Annotated in this window: 15 protein-coding genes, 1 pseudogene and 2 riboswitches; of the genes and pseudogenes, 6 read left to right on the forward strand and 10 right to left on the reverse strand. The window is 71.7% G+C overall.

What is annotated here, in order from left to right:
• Positions 1 to 5: 5 nt before the first annotated feature.
• A riboswitch (cobalamin riboswitch) is annotated at positions 6 to 160 on the reverse strand.
• Between the two features lie 44 nt (positions 161 to 204).
• From ACF1AL_RS38320 to ACF1AL_RS38330, 3 genes are read left to right on the forward strand one after another with little or no spacing between them, the layout of a single operon-like run.
• On the forward strand, positions 205 to 1,476 hold the full coding sequence (locus tag ACF1AL_RS38320) for a cobalamin biosynthesis protein CobG (protein ID WP_391781280.1): 1,272 nt from the start codon (positions 205 to 207) through the stop codon (positions 1,474 to 1,476).
• On the forward strand, positions 1,469 to 2,110 hold the full coding sequence (locus ACF1AL_RS38325) for a precorrin-8X methylmutase (protein WP_391781279.1): 642 nt from the start codon (positions 1,469 to 1,471) through the stop codon (positions 2,108 to 2,110). The genes ACF1AL_RS38320 and ACF1AL_RS38325 overlap by 8 nt, the downstream gene beginning before the upstream one ends.
• Complete coding sequence (locus ACF1AL_RS38330) at positions 2,107 to 3,594, forward strand: precorrin-2 C(20)-methyltransferase (RefSeq protein ID WP_391781278.1); 1,488 nt, start codon at positions 2,107 to 2,109, stop codon at positions 3,592 to 3,594. Before ACF1AL_RS38325 ends, ACF1AL_RS38330 begins: the two co-directional genes overlap by 4 nt.
• 47 nt (positions 3,595 to 3,641) lie before the next feature.
• Here the strand turns inward: ACF1AL_RS38330 and ACF1AL_RS38335 are convergent, their stop codons facing one another.
• Both ACF1AL_RS38335 and ACF1AL_RS38340 read right to left on the reverse strand, forming a co-directional pair.
• Positions 3,642 to 4,724: a HoxN/HupN/NixA family nickel/cobalt transporter gene (locus ACF1AL_RS38335; RefSeq protein ID WP_391781299.1), complete on the reverse strand. Its 1,083-nt coding sequence runs from the start codon at positions 4,722 to 4,724 to the stop codon at positions 3,642 to 3,644.
• Between the two features lie 113 nt (positions 4,725 to 4,837).
• The gene (locus tag ACF1AL_RS38340) at positions 4,838 to 5,608 is read right to left on the reverse strand and encodes a cobalt-precorrin-6A reductase (RefSeq protein ID WP_391781277.1); all 771 of its coding nucleotides are present in this window, start codon (positions 5,606 to 5,608) and stop codon (positions 4,838 to 4,840) included.
• 40 nt (positions 5,609 to 5,648) lie between these two features.
• Between ACF1AL_RS38340 and ACF1AL_RS38345 the strand changes: the two genes are divergently transcribed.
• Positions 5,649 to 6,767, forward strand: coding sequence for a cobalt-precorrin-5B (C(1))-methyltransferase (locus tag ACF1AL_RS38345; protein WP_391781276.1), 1,119 nt, complete (start codon positions 5,649 to 5,651; stop codon positions 6,765 to 6,767).
• Between the two features lie 9 nt (positions 6,768 to 6,776).
• Here ACF1AL_RS38345 and ACF1AL_RS38350 read toward each other — a convergent pair whose 3' ends face one another.
• The 5 genes and pseudogenes from ACF1AL_RS38350 to cbiT all read right to left on the reverse strand — a co-directional run.
• Complete coding sequence (locus ACF1AL_RS38350; RefSeq protein WP_391781275.1) at positions 6,777 to 7,784, reverse strand: ABC transporter substrate-binding protein; 1,008 nt, start codon at positions 7,782 to 7,784, stop codon at positions 6,777 to 6,779.
• Positions 7,785 to 7,793: 9 nt separating this feature from the next.
• The gene (locus ACF1AL_RS38355; RefSeq protein ID WP_391781274.1) at positions 7,794 to 8,561 is read right to left on the reverse strand and encodes an ABC transporter ATP-binding protein; all 768 of its coding nucleotides are present in this window, start codon (positions 8,559 to 8,561) and stop codon (positions 7,794 to 7,796) included.
• Positions 8,562 to 8,563: 2 nt separating this feature from the next.
• Entirely contained in the window at positions 8,564 to 9,619 is a 1,056-nt protein-coding gene (locus tag ACF1AL_RS38360; protein ID WP_391781273.1) for a FecCD family ABC transporter permease, read from the reverse strand.
• A 108-nt stretch (positions 9,620 to 9,727) separates the two neighbouring features.
• Positions 9,728 to 9,863, reverse strand: a riboswitch (cobalamin riboswitch).
• A 16-nt stretch (positions 9,864 to 9,879) separates the two neighbouring features.
• Positions 9,880 to 10,629 carry a precorrin-4 C(11)-methyltransferase gene (gene cobM / locus ACF1AL_RS38365; RefSeq protein ID WP_391781272.1) on the reverse strand — a complete coding sequence of 250 codons (750 nt, stop codon included), beginning with the start codon at positions 10,627 to 10,629 and terminating at the stop codon, positions 9,880 to 9,882.
• Positions 10,626 to 11,225, reverse strand: a pseudogene (cbiT, locus tag ACF1AL_RS38370) (precorrin-6Y C5,15-methyltransferase (decarboxylating) subunit CbiT); the annotation flags it as partial. The pseudogene cbiT and the gene cobM, both read right to left, overlap by 4 nt.
• 196 nt (positions 11,226 to 11,421) lie before the next feature.
• Between cbiT and tsaD the strand changes: the two are divergent.
• Together tsaD and ACF1AL_RS38380 are read left to right on the forward strand one after the other, a co-directional pair.
• Positions 11,422 to 12,474: a tRNA (adenosine(37)-N6)-threonylcarbamoyltransferase complex transferase subunit TsaD gene (tsaD, locus tag ACF1AL_RS38375; RefSeq protein ID WP_391781271.1), complete on the forward strand. Its 1,053-nt coding sequence runs from the start codon at positions 11,422 to 11,424 to the stop codon at positions 12,472 to 12,474.
• Entirely contained in the window at positions 12,471 to 13,046 is a 576-nt protein-coding gene (locus ACF1AL_RS38380; RefSeq protein ID WP_391781270.1) for a GNAT family N-acetyltransferase, read from the forward strand. Before tsaD ends, ACF1AL_RS38380 begins: the two co-directional genes overlap by 4 nt.
• A gap of 56 nt (positions 13,047 to 13,102) precedes the next feature.
• On the opposite strand, the gene ACF1AL_RS38385 is transcribed toward ACF1AL_RS38380, so the two are convergent.
• The 3 genes from ACF1AL_RS38385 to ACF1AL_RS38395 all read right to left on the reverse strand — a co-directional run bounded on the left by ACF1AL_RS38385 (position 13,103) and on the right by ACF1AL_RS38395 (position 15,288).
• On the reverse strand, positions 13,103 to 13,477 hold the full coding sequence (locus ACF1AL_RS38385; protein WP_391781269.1) for a PIN domain-containing protein: 375 nt from the start codon (positions 13,475 to 13,477) through the stop codon (positions 13,103 to 13,105).
• The gene (locus tag ACF1AL_RS38390) at positions 13,474 to 13,728 is read right to left on the reverse strand and encodes a hypothetical protein (protein WP_391781268.1); all 255 of its coding nucleotides are present in this window, start codon (positions 13,726 to 13,728) and stop codon (positions 13,474 to 13,476) included. Before ACF1AL_RS38390 ends, ACF1AL_RS38385 begins: the two co-directional genes overlap by 4 nt.
• A gap of 114 nt (positions 13,729 to 13,842) precedes the next feature.
• Positions 13,843 to 15,288, reverse strand: coding sequence for a helix-turn-helix domain-containing protein (locus ACF1AL_RS38395; protein ID WP_391781267.1), 1,446 nt, complete (start codon positions 15,286 to 15,288; stop codon positions 13,843 to 13,845).
• Between the last annotated feature and the right edge of the window lie 4 nt (positions 15,289 to 15,292).

Here is a 15,292-nt window from a genome sequence, read left to right on the forward strand (position 1 = left end):
GCGCCCCGGGTGGTGTCGGACGGCGGGAGTTCCTGGCTCACCCGTCCATGGAGGTGGCGGGTTCACAGTGGCGGGACCGCGCCGGATTTGCACCGGGCTTCCTCCCCTGTCGCCGTCTTGGCGAGGTGGACCGGATGATCCACCGAGGAGCATAGTAAGGGGCACCACACCAGTGCGGGGCATACCTTCGGTCTGATCATCGGTATGCTCGCCGCCATGTCTACGGCACCCGTACCTCCGTCGCCCGAGGCCGCAGCGGCCTTCCGGGACCGCGGTGACGCCTGCCCGGGGGCGCTGCGTCTGCATGCCGCGGGGGACGGTGCGCTGGCCCGAGTGCGCGTTCCCGGTGGGGTGTTGAGCGTCGATCAGGCTCGGGCTCTCGGGCAGGCGGCACTCGAGTTGGGGGACGGCGAGCTGCACCTGACCTCTCGGGGCAACGTGCAGTTGCGGGGGCTCGCCGGCGGGTGCGGTGGGGAACTGGCGAACCGGCTCACCGCGACGGGGTTGCTGCCCTCTGCGCGGCACGAGCGGATCCGCAACATCGTCGCCTCCCCCCTGTCCGGACTGGACGCAGACGGGCACACCGACGTACGTCCCTGGCTGCGGAAGCTGGACGCTCTGCTGTGCGCGAGCGACACCGCGACGGGCCTGTCGGGGCGTTTCCTCTTCGCCCTCGACGACGGGCGGGGGGACGTCGCCGGCCTCGACGCGGACGTGACGGTGCGCGCGGCACCGGACGGGAACGCCTGGATGCGCATCGGCTCCTGCGGCCGCCTTGCCCGCGTCAGCGCCGACGAGGCACCCGCGGCGGCACTCCTCGCCGCAGAAGCCTTCCTCAAGGCGAGCCGCGGACAGGCGTGGCGGGTGGCCGAACTCCCGGACCGGGGAGACGGCCTGGCCGCCGAGGTGGTGCGCTGGACGCCTGCCGCGAGTTCTGTGGTCGCACCGTGGCCCGTCGGAGCACAGCCACGGCCTGGCGCGATCGCGCATTCGGGGGGTGTGTCCGTCCTCGCCCCGCTGGGCCGCGTCAGTGCCGTCCAGTGGGCGGAGTTGACGGCCGCCGCGTCGCACGAGCTGCGGCTGACGCCCTGGCGGGGCGTCGTGCTGCCCGCGACCCCGGCCAAGCGGCTCACCGATCTGGCCGCCACAGGACTGATCACCGATCCGGCGTCTGCCTGGCTGCGGGTCGGTGCCTGCATCGGGCGGCCGGGGTGCGCCAAGTCGCGAGCGGATGTCAGGGCGGACGCGGTGGGAGCCCTCGGCGCGAGCGGCAGCCTCCCGGTCTACCTCTCCGGCTGCGAGCGGCGCTGCGGCCGGCCGCTCGGCGACCACGTCGACGCCGTCGCCACCGGGGACGGCGGCTACCGGATCACCGCCGTACGAGGCGGACGTGAGGGCACCGCCCGCACCATCGACGATCCCTCGCAGCTCGCTGCCGCCCTGGCTGCGGCGAGCACGGACCCCACGGATGACTAGGAGCACGGTGTTCGAGTACGAGAAGGACGGCGCGGCCATCTACCGCCAGTCCTTTGCCACCATTCGCGCGGAGGCGGACCTCGCGGGTCTGCCCGCTGACGTCTCGCAGGTCGCGGTCCGGATGATCCACGCCTGCGGGATGGTCGACCTGGTCCGGGACCTGGCGTACACGCCGGGTGTGGTGGCCCGGGCCCGCGAGGCGCTGCGCGCGGGCGCGCCCGTCTTCTGCGACGTGCAGATGGTGGCCAGCGGTGTGACCCGCAAGCGGCTCCCGGCCGGCAACGACGTGCTCTGCACGCTGTCCGACCCGTCCGTGGCGGACCTCGCGCGCAAGCTGGGGACCACGCGCAGCGCCGCCACCCTGGAACTGTGGCGCGACCGGCTGGAGGGCGCGGTGGTCGCCGTCGGCAACGCGCCCACCGCGCTTTTCCGCCTGCTGGAGATGATCGAGGATGGCGCGCCGCGGCCGGCCGCTGTCATCGGTGTACCTGTGGGGTTTGTGGGCGCCGCCGAGTCCAAGGACGCCCTCGCGCACCACCCCTCGGGTCTCGAGCACCTGGTGGTCCGTGGCCGCCGGGGTGGCAGCGCCATCGCGGCGGCGGCCCTCAACGCGATCGCGAGTGAGGAAGAGTGAGCGGCAAGCTGTACGGGGTGGGGCTGGGCCCCGGTGACCCGTCGCTGATGACGGTGCGGGCGGTGGAGGTCATCGCCGAGGCGGACGTGATCGCCTATCACAGTGCCCGCCACGGCCGGTCGATCGCGCGGTCGATCGCCGCCGGGCACATCCGCGAGGACCATATCGAGGAGCGGCTGGTCTACCCGGTCACGACCGAGACCACCGACCACCCCGGCGGCTACCGGGGCGCGATGGAGGAGTTCTACGCCGAGGCATCGGCGCGCCTTGCCGCCCATCTGGACGCCGGCCGTACGGTCGCCGTGCTCGCCGAGGGCGACCCGCTGTTCTACGGCTCCTACATGCACATGCACAAGCGGCTCGCCGGCCGGTACGACACCGAGGTGATCCCGGGTGTGACGTCGGTGAGCGCGGCGGCTGCCCGGCTGGGGGCCCCGCTGGCGGAGGGCGAGGAGGTGCTGACGATCCTGCCGGGCACGCTGCCCGAGGAGGAACTGACGGCCCGCCTCGCCTCGACGGATGCCGCCGTCGTCATGAAGCTGGGGCGGACCTTTCCCAAGGTGCGCCGGGCGCTGGAGAGTTCGGGGAAGCTGGGACAGGCCCGCTACGTGGAGCGGGCCACCATGGCCGGGGAACGCCTGGCCGGGTTCGCCGACGTCGAGGCGGAGTCGGTGCCGTACTTCTCGGTCGCGGTGCTGCCCAGCCAGGTCGACGCCGAGCCGGCCGTGCGCGAACAGGGTGAGGTCGTGGTGGTGGGCACCGGTCCCGCGGGGCCGCTGTGGCTGACGCCCGAGTCGCGGGGCGCGCTGGCCGCCGCCGACGACCTGGTCGGCTACACGACGTACCTGGATCGCGTACCCGTACGTGAGGGCCAGCGCCGCCACGGGTCGGACAACCGCGTGGAGGCCGAGCGCGCCGAGTTCGCGCTCCAGCTCGCCCAGCGGGGGCGGCGGGTGGCCGTGGTCTCCGGCGGCGACCCGGGCGTCTTCGCCATGGCCACCGCCGTCCTGGAGGTGGCCTCGCAGGAGGAGTACCACGGTGTGCGGGTGCGGGTGCTGCCCGGGGTGACCGCCGCCAATGCCGCCGCGGCCCGTGCGGGTGCGCCCCTCGGTCACGACTACGCCACCATCTCCCTGTCCGACCGGCTCAAGCCGTGGGAGGTCATCGCCGAGCGGCTGCGTGCGGCCGCTTCGGCAGACCTGGTGCTGGCCCTGTACAACCCGGGGTCGCGCAGTCGTACCTGGCAGGTGGCCAAGGCCCGTGAGCTGCTGTTGGAGCACCGGGCGCCGGACACTGTGGTGGTGGTCGCACGGGACGTGGGTGGCTCGGGTGAGCAGGTGCGTGTCGTGCGGCTGGCCGAGCTCGATCCGGGCGAGGTCGACATGCGCACGATCCTGCTGGTCGGCTCCTCGCAGACGCGTGTGGTGCGGCGGGCGGGCGGTGAGGAGATCGTCTGGACTCCCCGCCGCTATCCGCAGGCGTGAGGACGGCGGTGGCGCCGCCCTGGTGCGGGGCGGCGCCGCGGGCGGCCCTACTCGGCGGCCGGCTCCGCTTCGGCGGGCCGGGCCAGGCCCGCCGTCCACTTCTCCTCGATCCGGCCGACCTTCCACACCAGCAGGGCCACGGCCCAGGTGGCGAAGAACAGGGCCACGATGACGTAGCCGATGACGTTGAGGTCCAGGCCGGAGATCCAGTCCCAGAACGGGCCGTGCAGATGCCCCTTCTCGGCGACCAGGCCGAGGAGTTCCACGGTGCCGATGATGAGGGCCACGGCGACGGACAGGCCGGTGATGGTGAGGTTGTAGTAGACCTTGCGGACCGGCTTGGAGAACGCCCAGCCGTAGGCGAAGTTTATGAACGAGCCGTCGACGGTGTCCAGCAGCGACATGCCGGCGGCGAACAGGACGGGCAGGCACAGGATCGCGTACCAGGGCAGTCCGGAGGCGGCGCCCGACCCGGCGAGGACGAGGAGGGCGATCTCGGTCGCCGTGTCGAAGCCGAGGCCGAACAGCAGGCCCAGAGGGTACATCTGCCACGGCTTGGTGATCGACTTCATGACGCGGCCGAGGAGCCGGTTCATGAAGCCGCGGTTGTTGAGCTGCTCCTCCAGGGCGGCCTCGTCGAAGCGGCCGGAGCGCATCTCGCGGAACACTCTCCAGATTCCCGCCATGATCACCAGGTTGATGATCGCGATGACGTAGAGGAACGTCCCCGAGACGGTCGTGCCGATCCAGCCGGTGATGCTGTGCAGCGTGGAGTTGTCGTTTTCCACGGGAGCGGCCAGCGACTTGACGCCGAGGGAGAGCAGGAAGGCGAGGGCGAAGACGATGCTGGAGTGGCCGAGGGAGAACCAGAAGCCGACCGACAGCGGGCGTTGTCCCTCGTTCATGAGCTTGCGGGTGGTGTTGTCGATCGCGGCGACGTGGTCGGCGTCGAAGGCGTGCCGCATACCGAGGGTGTACGCGGTGATGCCGATGCCGACGCCGAAGGTCTTGGTGCCCAGGCTGTAGTGCTCGGGAGCGACGATCGCGACCAGCGTGAACCAGCCGATGACGTGCAGCGCAAGGATGAAGGCGGCCATGCCGCCGACGCTCGCCCACTCCTTGCGGGTCATGGACGTGCGGATGCGGTGCCAGCTCGACGGACGATTGTTTTCAGCCACACCCTCCAGCTTGCTGCGAGCGATGTGCAGGTACAAGAGATTGGCGGCAAAGCCCGGGTCAGCATTCAGCCATCGCCGGGAAAACCGCGCGCCTGGGTCCGTTCGCTGATCCAGCGGACGGCCTCCTCCGGCTCGGCCACGACCGGCACCCCGTCGGGCATGGCCGGCCGGCGCACCAGGACCACCGGCAGGCCCGCCTCACGGGCGGCGGTGAGCTTGGGCGCGGTGGCCGCTCCCCCGCTGTCCTTGGTCACCACGACATCGATCCGATGCCGGCGCAGCAGCTCTCGCTCTGCGTCCAGGGTGAACGGGCCACGATCGAGCAGCACCTCCGTACGGGCCGGGAGCGGCGCCTCGGGCGGGTCCACGGACCGTACGAGGAACCACAGGCCGTCCAGGGCGGCGAAAGCGGCCAGCCCCGTCCGGCCGGTGGTCAGGAATACCCGCTCACCGAGTCCGGGCAGCATCGCGGCGGCCTCGGTGAGGGAGCCGGCCTCGTGCCACTGGTCGCCGGCGACCGGGGCCCAGCCCGGGCGCCGCAGTGCGAGCAGGGGAACATGGGCGGTGGCGGCGGCCCGCGCCGCGTTGGAACTGATCGCCGAGGCGAAGGGGTGGGTGGCGTCGATGAGCACGTCCACCTCGTGTGCGCGCAGCCAGGCGGCCAGCCCTTCGGCGCCGCCGAAGCCGCCGATGCGTACCTCGCCGGGGGGCATCCGTGGTGCGGCCACCCGCCCGGCCAGGGAGTTCGTCACCCGCAGCGTGGGGGGTGCCCCGTCGGCCAGCAGCTCGGCGAGGCGCCGGGCCTCGGTGGTACCGCCGAGGATCAGTACGTGCACGACAAGTCCTGTCCTTTCAGAAATTCGGTAGTGGCAAGCCATGAGCAGTGAGCCCAGGGGCGGACGCGGCGCCCAACTCAAGCACACCGGTCTGCGGCCCGGGTGGACCACCGGCGCCTGCGCGACCGCCGCGACGACGGCCGCGTACACCGCGCTGCTGACCGGGGACTTCCCCGACCCGGTGACCATCACGCTGCCCAAGGGGCAGACGCCGTCGTTCGCGCTCGCGGCCGAGGAGCTGACCTCGGCCGGGGCGATGGCGGGCGTCGTGAAGGACGCGGGCGACGATCCGGACGTCACGCACGGCGCGCTGGTGCGGGCGACGGTGCGACGGCTCCCTGCCGGTTCCGGCGTCCTCTTCAAGGCAGGGCCCGGCGTCGGCACCGTCACCCGCCCCGGACTGCCGCTGCCGGTCGGTGAGGCGGCCGTGAACCCCGTCCCGCGGCAGATGATGCGCGACCACGTCGCCGCCGTCGCCCGGCGCCACGGCGACAGCGGAGACGTGGAGATCACGGTCTCGGTGGACAACGGTGAGGAAATAGCCCGCTCGACGTGGAACCCGCGGCTCGGAATCCTCGGCGGCCTGTCCATTCTCGGCACCACCGGGATCGTCGTGCCGTACTCCTGCTCGGCGTGGATCGACTCCATCCGGCGGGGTGTGGACGTCGCCCGGGCGGCCGGGCGGACCCATGTCGCCGGGTGCACGGGGTCGACGTCGGAGAAGACGGTCGTCGCCGAGTACGGTCTGCCCGAGGACGCCCTCCTGGACATGGGGGACTTCGCCGGCGCGGTGCTCAAGTACATCCGGCGCCATCCCGTCGCCCGGCTGACCCTGTGCGGGGGCTTCGCGAAGCTGTCCAAGCTGGCCGACGGCCACCTCGACCTGCACTCCGCCCGCTCCCAGGTCGACAAGGACTTCCTCGCCGAGCTGGCCCGGCGCGGCGGCGCACACGAGGCGCTGGCCGCGCAGGTGGCCGCCGCCAACACCGGTCTCGCGGCGCTCCAGGTGTGCCAGGCGGCCGGCGTGCCGCTCGGTGACCTGGTGGCGCAGGCGGCGCGGGACGAGGCGCTGGCCGTACTGCGCGGGGCTCCGGTCGCGGTGGACGTCATCTGCATCGACCGGGCCGGCACGGTCGTGGGACGCAGCACGGTCCGCTGAGCCCGCGCGTCACCGGCCGGCCGGCACGGCCCGCAGGTAGGCGCCGAGCCGGGCGATCGCCGACGGGTTGCGGGGGCTTTCGACCAGGTCGGCGTAGTCCAGGGAGATGATCCGCCGGTGCTTGACGGCGGAGACGCCCCGCAACGGGGCGTAGGAGAGCAGGAACCTCTTCTTCTGCTCGGCGCTCACGTCACCGTAGTCGCAGATGACGATGACGTCCGGGTTGCGCTGCACGACGCTCTCCCAGCCGACCGTGGTCCAGGAGTCCGCCACGTCGTGCATCACGTTGACGCCTCCGGCCTCGCTGATGATCTGCTCCGGGGCGGCGTAGCGGCCGGAGGTGAAGGGCGTGTCCTGGCCGCTGTCGTAGAGGAAGACGGAAGGACGCTGGGAGCCCTTCGGAACCTTGGCCCGCACGTCGGCGATCTGCTGCTTGAAGCCAGCGATCAGCGCGGCCGCGCGCTGCTCCACGCCGAAGAGCCTGCCGAGGTTGGTGAGATCGGCGTACAGGGCGTCCAGGGGCGGCATGATGCCGCGGGAGGACTTGGTGCGGCCGTTGCGGCAGGACTCGGTGAGGATGTACGAGGGGACACCGATCTTCTTGAGGGTGTCGGGGGTGAAGCCGCCGTCCTCGCGGAATCCGTAGTTCCATCCTGCGAAGACGAGGTCGGCGCGGGCGTCGAGGACGTTCTCCTTGGTGAGCTGGTCCTTGGAGAGCCACTTGACCTTGTCGTAGCCGTCTTTCCAGGGCACGCCGCGCAGGTCGCCCTTGTCGTCGGGCATGGCGAAGCCGGCCATGCGGTCCTCCAGGCCCAGGGCGAACATCAGCTCCGTGATGCCGACGTCGTTGGTGACGGCCCGCTCGGGCACCTTGTCGTAGGTCACCTGGCGACCGCAGTTGGTCAGGGTGACCAAGGAGGGGGGTTTCGCGTCCTTGGCCGGCTCCACCGTGGCGCCGCACCCGGTGACGGCGGTTGCGGCGAGACAGAGGGCGGCGGCGAGAAGCTGCTTGCGCATAGGTGTCCTTCAGGTGGTGGACGGGAGCAGGTCGAACAAGAGCTGGACGGCGTCGGTTTCGGGGTGCCGGACGGTGTGGGCCCGGACACCGAACACCTTCGCGAGCAGCGCGGGTTCGAGGACGTCCTGGGGCGGCCCGGAGGCAACGATCCGGCCGCCGTCGAGGACGTACAGGACGTCGCAGTGGGCTGCCGCCAGGTTGAGATCGTGCAGAGCGGCCAGCACGGTCAGGCCGCTGTCGCGGACCAGGGACAGCACCTCCAGCTGGTGGGCGATGTCGAGATGGTTGGTGGGTTCGTCGAGGACCACAACCCTCGGCTGCTGGGCCAGGGCCCGGGCGATGAGCACCCGTTGCTTCTCTCCGCCGGACAAGGCGAGGAAGCTGCGTCCGGCCAGGTGGGCGACGCCGGTGCGTTCCATCGCCCGTGTGCAGATTTCCCGGTCGGAGGCGGCCGTGCGGCCTTGGTGCGGCAGCCGGCCCATGGCGACCACCTCGGCGACGGTGAAGTCGAACTCGGCCGAGGACTCCTGGGGCAGGGCGGCCAGCACCCGGGCCGCGGCCCGCGCGTCCATGGCGTGCAGATCGTCCCCGTCCAGCCGCACCACTCCCCCGGCCGGCCGCAGCGCCCGGTAGAGGGAGCGCAGCAGGGTCGACTTGCCGCTGCCGTTGGGGCCGACGAGTCCGGCGAATGCCCCGCTGCCCACGGTGAGGTCGATATGCTCGACCAGGCGCGTTCCGGCCGCTTCGATCGTCATGTCGTCGATGTCGAGTCGCATGCTCAGCGTCCTCCGAACGCATAAGCGCCCCGCCGCATCAGCAGCAGGAACGCGGGAACGCCGACCACCGCGGTGATCACTCCGACCGGCAGTTCGGCGGGGGCGAACAGCAGCCGGGACAGCACGTCCGCCCACACCAGCAGCACGGCACCGGCGAGCGGGGCGATGGCCAGCGCGCGGCGGTGGTCGGCGCCGACCAGCATCCGCACGACGTGCGGCACCATCAGCCCGACGAACCCGATGGCCCCGCTGACCGCGACGACCGTGCCCGTGACGGCCGCGGTGACGAGGAACAGCTCCCGGCGCAGCCGGTCCGGCACGACGCCGAGCGCGGCCGCGGTCTCGTCGCCCATGGCGAGCGCGTTGAGCGCCTCGGCCCGCCACCGCAGCCAGCCCCACCCTGCCGCCACTGTGACGGCGGCGAGCGGCAGTTGGGCCCAGGTGGCGCCGCCCAGGCTGCCCAGCAGCCACATCATCGCCGACCGGGCCGCCTCACCCCGTGCCGCGCCGAACACCATGACCGTGGTGACGGCCTCGAAGCCGTACGCCAGTGCCGTGCCGGTCAGGATGAGGCGCAGCGGCGTCAGGCCCCGCGGTGAGCGGGCCACGGCGTACACCAGCGCCATGGCCGCGAGTGCGGAGGCGAATGCAGAGGCGGACAGCGCCCATACGCCGAGCCCGGCGAAGGCGCCGAGGAGGATGACGGCGTTGGCGCCCACCGCCGCGCCTGAGGAGATGCCGAGGACGAAGGGGTCGGCCAGCGCGTTGCGCACCATGGCCTGCACGGCCACCCCGACGGTTGCGAGGCCCGCTCCGGTCACGGCGCCGAGCAGGACCCGCGGCAGCCGGATCTCCCAGACGATGGTGTATGACGCCGCGTCACCTGTGGGCAGCGTCTGGCCGGTGAGTCCGGCCCACAGGAAACGCAGCACCTCGCTCCAGCCGACGCCGGCGGCACCGAGCCCCACCCCGCCGACGAGGGAGAGCAGGAGCAGCACTGCCAGAGCCAGGCTGAGCGGCAGCACGGCTGTGCGGCTGGGAGCCGTTCTTCGACGCACGGGAGGCCGTCCTTCACACGGGCCGCCTGCTGGACGTCGCGCAGAAGCAGCCCGTACAGCCCTACCCTGCCGTACGGCGGCCCCTCTCGCAGTCCACGGCGAGCAGTCAACGGGTCGATGCGCCTCCGCAGGCGATCGGGCTCACACGGCGGCCACCGGTTGCGGTGCCGTGCACACCGTTGCGGGTCAGCGCCGGACTCTCACCGGACTTCCCCCACGGGAGGCGAGGGGAGCCTAACAAACGGGCTCCGGCGTGGCGTTCAGCACAGATGACGCTCGCGTTCGGGCGAGTACAGGTGACTGTCGCGGAACTGCTCCGCCCCCAGTGTCCGCCCCACCATGATCACAGCCGTCCGCAGCACACCGGACTCCTTCACCTTGTGGGCGATCTCGTCGAGCGTGCCGCGGATGATCAGCTCGTCGGGGCGGGAGGCGTAGGCGACCACGGCGGCAGGGCAGTCGGCGCCGTAGTGCGGCAGCAGCTCCTCGACCACTCGGTCGACGTACTTGGCGGCCAGGTGCAGCACGATCAGCGCGCCGCTGCGGCCCAGCGTGGCCAGGTCCTCGCCCTCGGGCATCGCGGTGGCCCGGTTCGCCACCCGGGTCAGGATGACCGTCTGCCCGACGGTCGGCACGGTCAGCTCCCGTTTGAGGGAGGCGGCCGCGGCGGCGAAGGCCGGCACACCCGGCACGACCTCATCGGGCACACCGGCCGCGTCCAGGCGACGCATCTGCTCGGCGACCGCACTGAACACCGACGGGTCCCCGGAGTGCAGGCGGGCGACGTCGTGCCCCTCCTCGTGCGCGCGGACCAGCTCGGCGGTGATCTCGTCCAGGGTGAGCTGGGCGGTGTCCACCAGGCGTGCACCCGGCGGGCACTCAGCCAGCAGCTCGCGCGGCACCAGGCTGCCCGCATACAGGCAGACCTGGCAGGAGGCGAGCCTCCGCGCGCCGCGCACCGTGATCAGGTCGGCGGCGCCGGGGCCGGCGCCGATGAAGTACACGGTCATCTGTCAGCTCCTGGTGAGGGGTTGTCGCTCTTCTGTACGGCCCACTGGGTGACCGGCATGGCCTGCCGCCAGCCGGTGAAGCCGCCCACGGGCACGGCATGCGCCACCGCGAGCCGCACCAGCTCGCCACCGTGGCGACGGTAGGCGTCGGCCAGCAGGGCCTCGGACTCCAGCGTCACGGTGTTGGCGACGAGCCGGCCACCGGCCGGCAGGGCGTCCCAGCACGCCTGGAGCAGTCCGGGTGCGGTGAGTCCACCGCCGACGAACACCGCGTTGGGCGGCGGGAGTTCGGCCAGGGCGGCGGGCGCGGCGCCGGTGACGACCTGCAGGCCCGGCACGCCGAGACGGTCGGCGTTACGGGTGATGCGTTCGGCGCGGACGGGGTCGCGCTCGACGGTGACCGCCACGCAGGAGGGGTGGGTGCGCATCCACTCGATGGCGATCGAACCGGAGCCGCCGCCGATGTCCCACAGCAGCTCACCGGGGGCGGGGGCGAGGGCGCCGAGCGTGGCGGCCCGCACATGCCGCTTGGTGAGCTGCCCGTCGTGCTCGTACGCCTCGTCCGGGAGCCCTGGCACCGCGCCGAGCCGCAGGGAGGCGAAGGCGCGGCGGCTCACGGCGGTTGGCGGGGTGGGGCGGGCGGCGGTCACTGCTCGGTACCTCGGTGTTCGGTGGACGACGCAGACGCACTTTACGGGTCGTTGGCCTGCAGCTCCTCGCCCGGGTACACATCCGCCGAGGACTTATTGCACACTACTTGCAACAACCTATGACATGCAGGAAGGGTCGGCGATGGGTTCTCCGATCGTGCTGGGCATCGAGTCGTCCTGCGACGAGACCGGCGCGGGCCTCGTACAGGACGGCCGGCTGCTGGCCCACGTGGTGGCGTCGAGCATGGACGAGCACGCCCGCTACGGCGGTGTCGTGCCCGAGATCGCCGCCCGGGCGCACGTGCACGCCCTGCGCCCGGTCATCCGGCAGGCCCTCGACGAGGCGGGGGTGCGCCTGTCGGACATCGGCGCCGTCGCCGTCACCACCGGACCGGGTCTCTCGGGCGCGCTCCAGGTGGGGCTGGCCGGCGCCAAGGGCATCGCGTACGCCCTCGGCGTCCCGCTGTACGGCGTGCACCACCTGGCCGGACACGTCGCCGCCGACACCCTGGAGCACGGACCGCTGCCCGAACCCTGCATGGTGCTGATCGTCTCCGGCGGCCACACCTCCCTGCTGCTGGTCCGCGATCTGGCCCGTGATCCGATCACCCACCTCGGCGACACCCTCGACGACGCGGCCGGGGAGTGCTTCGACAAGGTGGCGCGGGTGTTCGGACTGCCGTACCCGGGCGGTCCGGCCATCGACCGGGCAGCGCGCGCGGGGGATCCGCGCGCTGTCCCCTTCCCGCGTCCGCTGTCCGGCTCCTACGACTTCTCCTTCTCCGGCCTGAAGACCGCGGCCGCGCGCTGGGCCGAAGCGCACACGGGTGGGGTGCTGCCGGTGGCCGACGGGGCGGCCTCGCTGCAGGAGGCGGTCGCGGACGTCCTGACCCGCAAGGCCGTCGCGGCCTGCACCGAGCGCGGCGCGGACACCCTGGTCGTGGTCGGCGGTGTCGCTGCGAACTCGCGGGTGCGCGCGATGGCCGAGGAGCGCTGCCGGGCGGCAGGCATCGCCCTGCGTGTGCCACCGCTCAGGCTGTGCACCGACAACGGCGCGATGATCGCCGCCGTCGGCGACCTCCTGGTGCGGGCCGGAGCCGCACCGGCTCCACTGAACGTGTCCATCGACCCGTCCGCGCCTCTCGAGTACGCGGCGCTGCACCCGGTGGCGACACGGGCGGCGGTGGCGGCGTGACGACGGCTGACATCCGCCTCTTCCACGGCGCCGAACTGCTCGCACACACCACCGGCCTGCGTTCGGTGTACCGGGACGCATTCGGTGCCCCGCCCTGGAACGAGGGTGAAAAGGAGGAGGCGCAATTCCTGGAACGGCTCGCGGTGGACGTCCGCCGGCCGGGCTTCACGGCCGTGACCGCCGAGCAGGACGGGGAGGTCGTCGGTTTCGCCACCGCCTGGACCACGCCGGCGCCGTTTCCCACCGACCGCTGCTATCCGCAGGCGGCGGCCGGTCTCGGGCCCGACCGTACGGTGCAGTGGCTGTGCGGCGCCCGGCAAGTCGACGAACTCGCCGTGCGCTCCGCCGCCCGAGGAAGCGGCCTCGGCGCCGATCTTCTTCAGGCGGTCACCGGGGACGCGCCCGAGGGCCGGGCATGGCTGTTGACGTCGGTGCGGGCATCACGGGCGATGGCCTTCTACCGCCGCCAGGGCTGGACGCAGGCCACCCACCCCTCCCCCGACGGAACCGGCATCACCGTCTTCCTGGGCCCACGCCACCCCGCCCGCACCCTCGCCGCCCTTCCCCTGTAGCCCCCGCAGCCCCGCCTTGCACGTGGTCGGCAGCCGCACCGAACAGGGCCTGAGCGTCAGGTCGGGTTCAGGGGGGTGATGCCGGTGCCCGCAAACAGTGCGGGTTCCAGGGACAGGACGGTGACCGGTTCTCCGTCCTTCATCGCCTGCCAGGCGATCGCCGCCGCGTGCGCCACCGGCCAGTCCACGTCCTTCCAGGCCATCGCGTTCACCGCGTGCGCTGCGGTGAACGGGACGGACTGGGCGAACCGCAGGGAGACCGCGTGCTTGCCCGCGCCGGCGACCTGCCGCTCGGCGGCCAGCACGGACAGTGAGGGGATGAGGACGCGGCCGGTGCCGCGCGAGGCCTCGATGTACAGGCCGGTGAAGAAGGGATCCGCCCGGTACAGGGCGGCCAGAGCGGTGTGGTCCAGGACGGCCGTGAGGTTCATGCGGCGGCGCCGCCCTGATGGGCGCGGATCTTCGCCCAGGCGTCCTGGCCGGCCTGCCGCACCTGCTCGGTGTACTCGATCCCGAGCTCACGAGCGGCTTCGATGGCCCGCTGCTCCCGCTCCGCCGCGGTCAGCTCACGGCCGGCGAGTTCCTCGAGCAGCTCGGTGATGGTGGTACCGCGCTCCTCCGCGAGGACGCGGAGCCGGTCACGCACTTCCTCGCTGGTCTTGATACTGGTCGGCTTGCCCATGCACACGATTCTACCGCCGGTAGAACACTGCGTCCCCGGACAGTCCCAGGCGTCCGGAACGCGCGCTTGTCCTGTCGCGTGCGAAGGGTGCCCCTTCAGCCCGTCGCACAACCCCTACCCCTCGATGATCACGTCACCCAGAGCAATCTTGGAATGGAGCACCAAGAGGGGGCGGCACTTCGGGCAAAGGCGGACCGTGTACTTGAGTGCTTGCTGCTCGGTTTCTCGCTTCGTCATCCCACTCGTGGTGATCAGCCAGTGCTCATCGTGGCTGGCCATGACAACCTCGCAGTCCCGCAGATGAAGGGTCGGCCGGCGCCAGGGCGGACGTTCCATGTGCCACTGAGCAACTGGCAGTCCGCCATCACGAAGTGCTTGCCGATCATGCTGGGGACGAGCTGCGGCGGCAAAGGCCAGCAACTCCAGTGGTTGGCTCTCGCAGCGCTGTGCGAAGGCCACCGCGAGTCGGAGGATCGTGTCGACGGAACTGAACCGGCCCACGATGGGAAGGAGTGAATCGCCCAGCTGCCGTGGCGGACGAGGAGCGAACTGGAAGGTCTGTGGTCCATCGTCGTCCTCAGGCCTTTGGGGTGTTGTCAAGGCCAAGCGCCGAAGGTGCGGGCCCGAGCAATGCAGGGCGGCCGCTTCCAGCAATGCCGCGGCGTCGACACGCCGTCCAGCGTCTTCGAGCGCACCGTGCAGTCGGGCAACGACCACCGGATCGTGGCGTTCAGCGACCTCGGCGAGCAAGCTGTCTGCCTCTTCGTCCTCGTCGTCGTCGCGCAGGCGCTCCAGCCTTGCGACGATCTCCTCGGCACCCAGCCCTGTGGCGTCGTAGGGCAGAAACTGTCGCGAAAGCTCTGCGGCGTGCTCTGAGTGATCCAGGGCGTCCTGGGTCTCCTGTGCCATCTCCTGCGCGCGCTGGGCGTCGCGCTGCTGGAGATGGAGCAGGGCACCGGTCTGGGCGACCAGTTCCTCCAGCTCTGCGGCTCGCTGCAGTGCGCTGTCCCGCTCCGCGGCCAGCCGGCGTATCTGCTCGTCGCGATCGGCAGCACCGGCTCGTCGAAGCCGTGCAATCTCCTCCTCGGCGCGGCGCCGGTGTTCGCGTTCGTCGAGCAGCTCGGCCTGCAGGGCAGCGAGGGACCGGGCTGTCTGCGCCTGCTGCTCGTGCAGCTTCTCCTGGAGTTCGGCAATTTCATAGGCACGCGCGGACAGCACGCCTTTCGACCGAGCGGCGGCGTACAGCAGCGTCCGACTGTCACGAGCGGCAGTCTCAGCGCAGTACTCGGCATCCCGGTCGGCGAGTAATTGATGCAAGCAGGTGAGAAGCTGCGGCGGCGGCAGGTCTTCACCCGACAGATAACGCGACAGCCGGGTGGCATCCACGCCGAGCGCCACGGCTAGGTCCGAGGAGGTCATCTGGCTGCGTTCACGCAGAGACCGCAGATGCTCAGCGAAAGCCCTCTGCTCTTCCTTAAGGCCGTCCCTGAGGGGTGACAGCGGCCGCAACGACCCCCGCGGCATCGGCACGACAGCCGGCTCCGCCTGCTCTTCGGACACTGTT

The sequence above is a fragment of the Streptomyces sp. NPDC014801 genome (assembly GCF_043082085.1).
Taxonomy (GTDB): Bacteria; Actinomycetota; Actinomycetes; order Streptomycetales; family Streptomycetaceae; genus Streptomyces.